Source organism: Pseudoalteromonas sp. S4492, from assembly GCF_005886115.1.
GTDB lineage: Bacteria > Pseudomonadota > Gammaproteobacteria > Enterobacterales > Alteromonadaceae > Pseudoalteromonas > Pseudoalteromonas gelatinilytica.
Window position 1 is genome coordinate 1 of the sequence record NZ_PNCP01000106.1, and the last position, 636, is coordinate 636.

Here is a 636-nt window from a genome sequence, read left to right on the forward strand (position 1 = left end):
TCACATAACTGATTTAGATAAGCGGTAACTTTTGTTAAGTCTGTACTATCCCAGTTATCTAAAATAGCTTGATAAGCAAAATCATCTACGATCGGCTTTAGGGTATTGCCACCTTCTACCTTATCAAACAGCAAGATAATAAAATCACCAATGTGACTTTTTGATCTATTCACCCAGTGCTTCATGTAACCTGCTTGAAATAACGTATAAATTTGGCGAGCATATTCATTATTATGCAATATCACTGCAATACTTAGCTGAAATACCGATGTTGGTGATACCAACCTTAAAGGTTCACGACTAAAGCGATACCTAAAGCGCTTGAACTTATAGCTTTGTATTGTAAGCATGTAATATCCATAACTTAAACATATATTTAATTTACCTAAATCTAGTAAATTATCATCTACAAAACTAGCTTGTGCATCCATCTCATAATAATCACATGGAATTAACAGTTCCGTATTTAATACCTCCCAGTTAAAAAACGGTAATTTTTCATTGCTAGGTATACCTCTTTTCGTTTCTCCTTGCTCAATATAAAAATTAAGCTCTTTTGTATTATTTATATAAACCTTTCTATACTTTTCAGGATTTTTTATCGCCAGCTTACGCTTTCGTAAAAATTTTTCTAAT

General features: G+C 31.9%; 1 protein-coding gene. It reads right to left on the reverse strand.

The annotated features are described in order from the left end of the window. Nucleotides 1-636, reverse strand: a 636-nt coding sequence (locus CWC28_RS22000) for a hypothetical protein (protein WP_171038334.1), incomplete at both ends; no start/stop codon positions are given.